This is a genomic window from Paenibacillus sp. GCM10027627 (assembly GCF_042675505.1).
Classification (GTDB): domain Bacteria; phylum Bacillota; class Bacilli; order Paenibacillales; family Paenibacillaceae; genus Pristimantibacillus.
Map to the genome: position 1 here is coordinate 214,761 of NZ_JBHTHB010000007.1, position 10,130 is coordinate 224,890.

Here is a 10,130-nt window from a genome sequence, read left to right on the forward strand (position 1 = left end):
CATAGATAAATAATAGGTTACGTGTGTGATTAAAAGGAGGTCCCTTCATGTTTTTGGCGGAAGAAGCAACAGAAGTGGTTAAAGGGTACGAGCCGTTTGACTTTTTTATGCTGGTCATTACGATTATTATCGCGATCGGTTTTATTCGGCTTATTATGGCCCGCCCAAAAAAGAATCTTTTTGCTATCGCCTTTACAGCCGTTTCGCTCGGATTGTTCCTGTTTATCGATTACGTCATGATTTTTGAAATCGGTTTATTCCGCGTCAAGTAACAATTGGCCGGTTAAAACCGATGCAAAAAGCACCACCGGACTCATCCGGCGGTGCTTTTTGCTGTTTTGCATAAGGTCCTGGGTCAATTTAAACCCACCACATATCGCCTAGCGGCTCGCGAATGAGCACTTGCTGAAGGTTTTGAACCGCTTTTGTAAATCCTTCATCAACCGACATTAGTCCATCCTCATGCTCAATGCTGACGACATAGTCGTAGCCGACAAGGCGAAGCGCGCTAATAATGTCGGCCCATACCTTGAGATCGTGGCCAAAGCCGACGGTACGGAATTGCCAAGCGCGGTCAAGCATAAGCGAATAGGATTGCATGTCGGTTACGCCGTGACGATGAACGTTGACCGGATCTATCGTTGTATCTTTGGCATGGAAATGGTGAATGGCGCCGGCACGGCCCAAAATATGAACGGCCTGCACAGGATCGATGCCCTGCCACCACATATGGCTCGGATCCAGATTGGCTCCGATCGCATTGCCTGCCGCTTCGCGAAGACGAAGCAGTGTAGCCGGAGAGTGTACGGAAAATCCTCCATGCAGCTCAAGTCCGATTTTGACGCCGGATTGTTCTGCAAGTGAGCCGATTTCAGACCAATAGGGAATCACTTTTTGTTCCCATTGCCATTTCAAAATTTCTTGATATTCGTTCGGCCAAGGGGCGACCGGCCAGTTTGGATATTTCGCATCCTCATGATCGCCGGGACAACCGGAAAACGTATTGACGACCTCAACCTCCAAACGGTTTGCAAGTTCTATCGTTTTGCGAATAATGGAGTCATGCTCCGCTGCAAGCGGCTTTTGTGGATGTAGCGGGTTGGCATGGCAGCTGAGGGCGCTGATCATGAGCCCGCGCGATTCCACCGCTTGTTTGAAAGCTTTAAGTTTGCCCGCATCGGCAAGCAGCACGTCCGGATCGCAATGGGCGTTGCCCGGGTATCCGCCGGTGCCGATTTCAACGGCATCCAATCCTTTGGCCGCAATATAGTCCAATGCTTCCTCTAACGGCTTTTGTGCAAACAGTACACTGAACACGCCTAATTTCATAATGAATGACCTCCCGGTATTTAAAGTGGATGAACAATCAAAGTCAGCATTAGTATAGCATCTCCTATTGTGCAACAGATGTGTGCAACTTCATTTTGGCAAAATCGCATAATTATTCGACAAAAGTGGCTGAGGCCGGAAAACTGGCAGCAATGTGTGGTGGTGTGAAGCTCTTTCGTTTGATAAACTAATAGAAGCAAAATATTCAGCAAGTGAACGAAACATGACGCAAGGCGTACCTTAATCTTGCGATGAGAGGAATCGAATAGATGAAAACAACGGCTTTAACAAGATCGGATATAGAACTGCTGGCTCCGGCCGGCGATTGGGATTGCATGAGAGCGGCAGTAGCGAACGGTGCGGATGCGATTTTTTTTGGTGTGGAGAAATTTAATGCCCGGGCACGCGCAAACAACTTCCGCAGCGAGGAGCTGCCGGAAATTATGGCTTTTCTTCATTCGTATGGCGTAAAAGGGTTTTTAACTTTCAATATTCTAGTATTTGAGGACGAGCTGAGAGACGCGCAGAAACTGATCGAAATGTGTATCGATGCGGGAGTGGACGCGGTTATCGTGCAGGACCTCGGGCTGGTCAAGCTCATTCGGGAGCTGTCTCCAGATTTCCCGATTCACGGCTCGACGCAAATGACCATTACGTCGCCGGAAGCGGTGGAATTTACGAAACCGTTTGATATGGAAAGAGTCGTGCTCGGCCGCGAAAACAATTTGAAGCAAATTCGCAAAATCGGCGAGCAGGCCAAACTTCCAATGGAAGTGTTTGTTCACGGAGCGTTATGCGTCTCCTATTCGGGACAATGTTTGACATCGGAAATGTGGGGCGGCCGTTCGGCAAACCGCGGCGAATGCGCGCAAGCTTGCAGGCTTCCATACGAACTGATGGTGGACGGCGAGCATAAGCCGATGGGCGATGTCGCTTATCTGTTGTCGCCTAAAGATTTGGCGGCCATTGACCTGGTGCCTGAACTAATTGAAGCAGGCGTTACATCTTTTAAAATTGAGGGCAGGCTGAAGAGCCCTGAATATGTCGCGAACGTCGTGAGCAAATATCGGCGTGAAATCGATAAATATTTTGACGGAGACCGCTCCAAGCCTTCGAAAGAAGACGTACGGGAATTGCAGCAAAGCTTCTCGCGCGGATTTACGCACGGCTTTTTGGACGGAACAAACAATAAACAGCTTGTGGAAGGCACCTTTCCGAAAAGCCGCGGCGTGTATCTCGGCAAAGTCGAGCGTGTCATGCGCGATGCGGTGACGGTAAGGTTGGATGCTCCTGTCAAACGCGGTGACGGAATTGTATTTGACGCGGGCGATCCAACGAAAAAAGAAGAGGGCGGACGCATTTACGATTTGAGGCGCCAAGGGGTCAAGCTGGAGGGAGAAGCTCCTGAGGGCGCTTTGATTGAACTCGTAGCGGGACGAAATGACGTCGATCTCAGAAAAGTGCATGTGGGTGACCGCATTTGGAAAACGAGCGACCCTGCGCTGGACAGGCGGCTTCGGGCTACTTTCGAAACGGAAAAGCCCTATCGTGTCTTCCCTTTGCATGTACGGGTGACGGGAACGGTGGGAGAACCGCTTCGTACTTGGTGGACCGATGTGCAAAAAGGAACGACGGTTGAAGTGGTTTCCGAACTCCCGCTGGAATTGGCGCAAAAGCGTCCGATGGATGCGGCTCTATTGGAAGATCAGCTCGGCCGGCTTGGCGGTACCGTCTATCAGCTGGACAAGCTGGAGGTAGGACTGCAAGGCGATGTTATTTTGCCGATCCGCGAATTGAACAGGCTGCGTCGCGAAGCGGTGGAACAACTCGCTGGCGAGCGTCCTAAGCCGCCGAAGTATGTGAAGCGTGAAGTGGACACTTTTGCCAGTGCGCATAAGAACACGAGCGAGGAGCTAGTATCCCGCCGCAACGGCAAACAAGCGCAGCTAACGGCGCTGTGCCGCAGCTTGGAGCAGGTAGAAGCGGCCATTCAAGCTAATGTGTCGTATATTTACGCTGACTTTGAATTTATTAAGCAGTTTCCGGCAGCGGTGGAAGCGGCTCGCAAGGCGGGCACTCCTATCGCCCTTGCTACTCCGCGCATTCATATGCCAGGCGAAAACGGCTACCATGCCAACATTTTGAAGCTGGCGCCGGATGCTGTTCTGATCCGCAACACGGGTGCGCTGTATTACTATTTGCGCGAGCGTGCGGCGAATCCGGACAAGCCGTTTCCAAAGCTGATTGGCGACTTCTCGCTTAACGTGGCCAACCATAAGGCGGTTCAGCTGTTTGCCGAAGCGGGACTCGATACCATCACTCCATCTTATGATCTGAACATTCAGCAGATGGTGGATTTGCTGGAGCATGCGGATACGTCTCTGCTTGAAGTCGTAATTCATCAACATCTTCCAATGTTCCATACGGAGCATTGCGTTTATTGTACATTTATGAGCGAGGGCACAGACTTTACGAACTGCGGCCGTCCTTGCGAGGAACAACGCGCATCGCTTCAGGACCGAATCGGCATGTCGCATCCCGTGCGCGTCGATGAAGGCTGCCGCAATACGGTGTACAACGCCATCGAGCAATCAGGCGCGGAGTATATCCGCAATTTTGTCGAGCTAGGCGTAACGAACTTCCGCGTTGAGTTTTTGGAGGAGAGCGGCGATAAAGTCGTCGAAGTGCTGGCTCTGTACCGCGACGCTTTGGATGGACGCATTAGCGGAACGCAAGTGTGGAGAAGCCTGAAGGCAACGAACCAACTCGGCGTCACTCGCGGGCAATTGGTTAAGAAATAAGCTTATTCGTCAGGCAAGGATTGTCCCAAAAGCCGTCTGGTTTTAGGACAATCCTTTTGTTTATTAGCGGGGTTTGACACGCTGCCCCACCTCCCTTAGCATAGAGGAGGAGTAGGGATGCGGCATATGAAAGCTGCCGTACATGAACGGCTATTATTTGATCGTACAGTACAGAAGCGAGGCGTTGGCATAAATGAAGCAATATTGGTTTTCGCAATGGCGGCATGTGTTTAAGCTGGACCCCGACAAAGAAATTTCGGACGAGGCGCTGGATGCGCTTTGCATGTCCGGGACAGATGCGATATTAATTGGCGGGTCGAGCGGAGTAACTTTTGACAATACGGTAGACTTGATGTCGCGCGTTCGCAGGTATGAGCTGGATTGTGCGCTTGAAGTATCGACGCTTGATGGGGCCGTGCCGGGCTTTGACGGTTATTTTGTGCCGCTTGTCCTGAATACGGATAGGCCGGAATGGATTATCGGCAAGCAAATCGAAGGGCTGCGGGAATACGGCACATTCGTACCATGGGAAGAAACGGCTGCCCAAGGATATATCATTTTGAATGAAGAGGCGACGGCTGCCAAGCTGACCGGTGCAAGATGCGGCCTAGGCGAGGAAGAACTGATCGCCCATATCCGAATGGCGGACAGGCTGATGCGTCTTCCCGTCATCTATATCGAATACAGCGGAACATTTGGCGATATGGATCTTCTGAAAAGCGCAAGAGGAGCTGTAACCGAAGCGAGACTCTTTTACGGCGGAGGCATCGATTCGGCTGAAAAAGCGGCTCAGGCGGCTGCATCTGCACATACTATTGTAGTAGGCAATATTATTTATACCGATTTGGCGGCGGCGCTCTCCACGGTAGAAGCCGTGCAAAGCCGCAACTGAACTGAAGCGGGCAGTCCCATTTGGAAGCGGGGCATGTCCGCTTTTTCATTTTATATGCGATTGTTTCACTTTCCCAAATTGACACGCGGGCGGCTCGTTGACTAAACTGGGAATAGGCGAACAAATGCGAACAAAGGGGTTAAATTATGTTTAATCATATTGGAATCGACGAGGCGGTGCAGAAGCTCAATCCACCGCAGCGGGAAGCCGTTCAAGCAACGGATGGGCCTTTGCTTATTATGGCCGGGGCAGGCAGCGGCAAGACGCGCGTGCTTACCCACCGTATTGCCTATTTAATTGAGAAAAAGCGGGTGGCGCCTTGGAGCATCCTCGCGATTACTTTTACCAATAAAGCGTCAAGGGAGATGCAGGACCGCGTAAGCGCTCTGATCGGCCCTACCGGACGAGATATTTGGGTATCCACTTTCCATTCCATGTGTGTCAGAATTTTGCGCAGAGATATCGACCGGATCGGATACACTTCGAACTTTTCCATTCTTGATTCTTCAGACCAGCTTTCTGTCGTTCGAAACTGCATGAAGGATTTGAATATCGATACGAAAAAAATCGAGCCAAAGGCTGTTCAAGCCTCCATTAGCAGCGCCAAAAACGAGTTGATCACTCCTCAGCGTTACGAGGAGAAGGCTGGCAGCGATTATTACGAAGGCTTAGTCTCAAAAGTATTCACTATGTACCAGAAGCGGCTCAAAAGCAATAATTCGCTTGATTTTGACGATCTGATTATGAAGACGATCCAATTGTTCAAGGAAGTGCCGGAAGTTTTGGAGTTTTACCAAAACAAGTTCCGCTACATTCATGTGGACGAGTATCAGGATACAAACCGGGCGCAATATATGCTCTGCCGGATGCTTGCCGACAAGCATCATAATATTTGTGTAGTCGGCGACAGCGATCAGTCGATTTACCGGTGGCGCGGTGCGGATATCACCAACATTTTAAATTTTGAAAGCGACTATCCGGAAGCCAGCGCGATTATGCTGGAGCAAAACTATCGTTCGACGTCGAACATCCTGGACGCGGCTAATGCGGTCATCAAGCGCAACACCAGCCGCAAGCCGAAGAAGCTATGGACGGAGCAAGGAGCGGGCGACCTTATTCAGCTATATCAAGCGGATTCCGAGCATGACGAGGGTTATTTTGTAACGGGTGAAATCCGCAAAAACGTGAATAAGGGCCGTCGTTTCACCGATCATGCAATTCTTTACCGGACGAATGCACAGTCCCGCGTCATCGAGGAAATTTTGATCAAATCGGACATCCCTTATCAAATTGTAGGGGGCATTAAGTTCTACGACCGCAAAGAGATTAAAGATTTACTCGCTTATTTGCGGCTCATTTCCAATCCGGACGACGATATTAGCCTAACCCGAATTATTAACGTTCCAAAACGCGGAATTGGCGACACGACGGTTGGCAAGTTGGAAGAGGAAGCCGCACGCAGAGGGACGTCCATATTCCGTGTGCTGTCCGATCTTGGAGATGTAGAGGTCAACGGGAGAACTAGAGCTCTGCTTGGGGAGTTCTATGGCCTCATTTATAATTTGACGGCAATGGTTGATTATTTAACGGTTACGGAGCTGACCGAAAAGGTGCTTGAGCTGTCGCAATACCGAATGGAGCTGCAACGTGAAAATACGCTCGAATCGAAAGCCCGCATCGAAAATATAGACGAGTTTCTATCCGTCACGATGGATTTTGAGCAGCGCAACGAGGACAGATCGCTTGTGGCGTTTTTGACTGATTTAGCTCTTATTGCGGATATTGACTCGATGAACAAAGAGGAAGAAGCAACGGAGAAGGCAAACGACGCTGTTGTTCTCATGACGATGCACAGTGCGAAAGGCTTGGAGTTTCCTGTCGTGTTTATTATTGGCATGGAAGAATCGATTTTCCCTCACAGCAGAGCTTTGACTGACAACGAGGAGCTGGAGGAAGAGCGACGATTGGCTTACGTCGGCATTACCCGCGCGGAAGAGAAGCTTTATTTGACTTGCGCCCGTATGCGCACGTTGTTTGGCCGGACAGGCATGAATATGCCATCCCGTTTCCTTGAGGAAATTCCGGAAAATGTACGGGAAGGCGCCTCGTCTGGAGGCGGGGGCTATTCCAGGCCGGTCGGCCGCGGCTATAGCGGAGGAGGCGGTGCTGCAAGCTCGGCAACAAGGCCGGGCTTCGGTGCGGGCAGCGGGCGTGCGGCGGCTGCAAGCGGCGGCGGCGTCCGCGTGAGCAGTCCGCTTGATGCGGCACGCTCAACAAGCGCTGGCAAAGCGACAAGCACGGGGGGAGCTCAAGGCTCAGGTACGGGCTCTTATGCTCCCGGCGATCGTGTGGCCCATGGCAAGTGGGGAGAAGGCACCATCGTATCTGTCAAAGGTACAGGCAACGATATGGAACTGCAAATCGCATTCCCTGCTCCTGTTGGCATTAAGCGTCTGCTGGCAGGTTTTGCCCCAATTACAAAGCTGTAGAGGGTTGGCCCTAGAGGAATGAAGACCGATTGCGTTGAACATAATCGTTAAGAAGTTGAACTATAGTGAGGGAGGCGCCGTAACGTGAACGCAGGAATGGAACGGATGAGGGAGCTGGTAGCTCTTCTTACGGAGCATAATTACTACTATTACACCTTGGATGCGCCCAAAATAAATGATGCGGACTATGACAAGCTTTATGACGAGCTGGTCGCGCTGGAAGCCTCTGAAGCGATAACGCTTCCCGATTCTCCGACTTTGCGCGTTGGGGGAGAATTGTTGAAGGGTTTTGAGCCTCACCGGCACCGGGCTAGATTATGGAGTCTGGACAAGGCCCAGGATCAAGAAGATTTGCTGGCGTGGAATGGCCGTGTTCTTCGCGCCATTGCCGATTATAACGCCAAAAACCCCGATCAAGAGCCGCTGCCGGCTCCAAGTTATGTCATCGAGCTTAAATTCGACGGGCTCACGTTGAATTTGACTTATGAAAACGGCGAGCTTAAGCAAGCCTCTACCCGGGGCAACGGCACGGTCGGTGAGGGCATTTTGGCACAGGTTCGGACCATCCGTTCCGTTCCGCTTGCCATCCCATTTAAAAATGGCATTATTGAAGTGCAGGGAGAAGGCATTATGGGGCTCTCGACTTTGGCAAAATATAATGAGACAGCGGCCGAGCCGCTCAAAAATGCCCGCAATGCGGCTGCCGGAGCGCTGCGCAACTTGAACCCTCAGACGACGGCTGAACGGAAGCTCGATGCGTTTTTTTACAACATCGGCTTTTCGGAGGGCGTTTCGTTTCAGAAACACGAGGAAATGCAGCAGTTTTTAAAAGACAATCTATTTAAAGTTAATCCTTACGTGAAATACATGGATACCATTGAAGAGGTGCAAACCGAGCTTGCGGCGGTTGAGGCTCTGCGCCATGCCTTTGATTTTCTAATTGACGGTGCCGTAGTGAAGCTGACGGATATGAGAACTAGGGAAGCGTTAGGCTACACGGACAAGTTTCCTAGATGGGCTGTTGCGTTTAAGTTTGAGGCGGAGGAAGCGGCTACAGTGCTGGAGTCTGTTTCATGGGAAGTGGGCCGTACCGGCAAAATAACCCCTGTTGCGCGAGTCGAAGCGATCGATCTGGCAGGGGTAACCGTTCAAAACTGTACGCTCAACAATATTGGCGATATTGAAAGAAAAAATTTGAAGCATGCTTTAGGCACGCTTGTGTCCATTCGCCGCTCGAATGACGTTATCCCGGAAATTTTGGGCAAGGTGGACGAAGAGCCGGGCGGGGAAATCGTTTTTCCAACCGTTTGTCCGTCATGCGAGACGGAGCTGGAGCAGCGCGGAGCTCACTTGTTCTGCAACAATAAGCTGGGATGCCGTCCTCAAATCATCGGGCGTATTACTCATTTTGCGTCCCGCGATGCTATGGATATCGAATCTTTTAGCATTATGACTGCGGAGCAGCTTTATTCGGAATGCGAGGTGCGTGATCCAGCCGACCTATATGCGCTCCAATATGATGATTTAATCAAGCTTGACCGATTTGGCGACAAAAAAGCTCGTAAGCTGCTGGATGCATTGGAAAAATCCAAAGAGCGCGATCTCGCCGCATTTTTATTTGCGCTGGGCATTCCAAATACGGGCAAGGCGACTACCAAAATGCTTGCCGATCATTATAGAGGATTGGACGCCGTAATGAATGCAGGCGCAGAAGAGTTGGTCGGTCTTTCGGACATCGGCGGTATTGTGGCGGATAGCATTGTCGGGTATTTTGCCGATCCCATTATGGCGGCAAGCATTTCGCGAATGAGAGCATACGGGGTCAAAGCGGAAGCCGAACTCCCGGCTGTAGTTCGGGCAGATAGCGTATTTAGCGGGAAAACAGTTGTGCTTACCGGAACGCTGCCGACTATGACGCGTGACGACGCAGCCAAAAAGCTTGAAGCGCAAGGCGCCAAAATATCGGGAAGCGTCTCGAAAAAAACCGATTTCGTTATTGCGGGAGAAAGCGCCGGCAGCAAGCTGACCAAAGCTCGTGAGCTGGGCATTACCGTCATTGACAATGAAGCGGAATTGCTCCGGCTTCTTGGAGAATAAACTCACAATTTAAAAGCAGTGCTGGGAAGCTGTATAAATAGGATTGTTCGAAGCCCACATCAGGCATTAGAGCAGTCCTTTTATATTGGTGCTTTGTAATAAGAGAGTGTTTATTCTAAATGTAAAAAACTACAAGTTGTATTTTGGTTTTCAATGTGGTACATTATTTCTTGTCGCTTCTGAGACATTGTGGCTAAGCAAAATGCTTCACAAACAAATGTGAAATAAACGCTTGACACTTGAAACGGAAGCTGGTAACATAACATCTTGTCACGACAACATGTGACAAACTGCTACAATGAAAGTTGTAGCGGCAAGTTCTTTGAAAACTGAACAAATGGATCACGTCAAATCCAAACAAAAATTTGATGAACTGAACGGCGTTAAGCTGTGAAGAACATCATGCTAGTTAAGTAATGAGCTAACAAACACTTTTATGGAGAGTTTGATCCTGGCTCAGGACGAACGCTGGCGGCGTGCCTAATACATGCAAGTCGAGCGGACTTGAAGAGATGCTTGCAT

Annotated in this window: 6 protein-coding genes and 1 rRNA gene; 6 read left to right on the forward strand and 1 reads right to left on the reverse strand. The window is 50.4% G+C overall.

Annotated elements, in window-relative coordinates; genetic code table 11:
- Nucleotides 1-47: 47 nt before the first annotated feature.
- Entirely contained in the window at nt 48-272 is a 225-nt protein-coding gene (locus ACFQZE_RS22040) for a hypothetical protein (RefSeq protein ID WP_379361131.1), read from the forward strand.
- Between the two features lie 88 nt (nt 273-360).
- Here the strand turns inward: ACFQZE_RS22040 and ACFQZE_RS22045 are convergent, their stop codons facing one another.
- Nucleotides 361-1,329, reverse strand: coding sequence for a sugar phosphate isomerase/epimerase family protein (locus ACFQZE_RS22045; protein WP_379361133.1), 969 nt, complete (start codon nt 1,327-1,329; stop codon nt 361-363).
- Between the two features lie 269 nt (nt 1,330-1,598).
- On the opposite strand from ACFQZE_RS22045, the gene ACFQZE_RS22050 reads away from it, so the two are divergent.
- The 5 genes from ACFQZE_RS22050 to ACFQZE_RS22070 all read left to right on the forward strand — a co-directional run.
- Nucleotides 1,599-4,130, forward strand: coding sequence for a U32 family peptidase (locus tag ACFQZE_RS22050; protein ID WP_379361135.1), 2,532 nt, complete (start codon nt 1,599-1,601; stop codon nt 4,128-4,130).
- Nucleotides 4,131-4,323: 193 nt separating this feature from the next.
- Nucleotides 4,324-5,022 carry a heptaprenylglyceryl phosphate synthase gene (gene pcrB / locus ACFQZE_RS22055; protein ID WP_379361137.1) on the forward strand — a complete coding sequence of 233 codons (699 nt, stop codon included), beginning with the start codon at nt 4,324-4,326 and terminating at the stop codon, nt 5,020-5,022.
- 146 nt (nt 5,023-5,168) lie between these two features.
- Nucleotides 5,169-7,511, forward strand: a complete 2,343-nt coding sequence (pcrA, locus tag ACFQZE_RS22060) for a DNA helicase PcrA (protein ID WP_379361139.1) — start codon at nt 5,169-5,171, stop codon at nt 7,509-7,511.
- Between the two features lie 96 nt (nt 7,512-7,607).
- On the forward strand, nt 7,608-9,608 hold the full coding sequence (ligA, locus tag ACFQZE_RS22065; RefSeq protein ID WP_379361158.1) for an NAD-dependent DNA ligase LigA: 2,001 nt from the start codon (nt 7,608-7,610) through the stop codon (nt 9,606-9,608).
- 433 nt (nt 9,609-10,041) lie between these two features.
- Nucleotides 10,042-10,130, forward strand: a 16S ribosomal RNA gene (locus ACFQZE_RS22070); the annotation flags it as partial.

Excerpts from the sequence above, each read along its gene's own strand:
- ACFQZE_RS22040 (WP_379361131.1), top strand. The coding sequence starts at position 48 with ATGTTTTTGGCGGAAGAAGCAACAGAAGTGGTTAAAGGGTACGAGCCG.
- ACFQZE_RS22045 (WP_379361133.1), bottom strand. The coding sequence starts at position 1,329 with ATGAAATTAGGCGTGTTCAGTGTACTGTTTGCACAAAAGCCGTTAGAG.
- ACFQZE_RS22050 (WP_379361135.1), top strand. The coding sequence starts at position 1,599 with ATGAAAACAACGGCTTTAACAAGATCGGATATAGAACTGCTGGCTCCG.
- pcrB (WP_379361137.1), top strand. The coding sequence starts at position 4,324 with ATGAAGCAATATTGGTTTTCGCAATGGCGGCATGTGTTTAAGCTGGAC.
- pcrA (WP_379361139.1), top strand. The coding sequence starts at position 5,169 with ATGTTTAATCATATTGGAATCGACGAGGCGGTGCAGAAGCTCAATCCA.
- ligA (WP_379361158.1), top strand. The coding sequence starts at position 7,608 with ATGGAACGGATGAGGGAGCTGGTAGCTCTTCTTACGGAGCATAATTAC.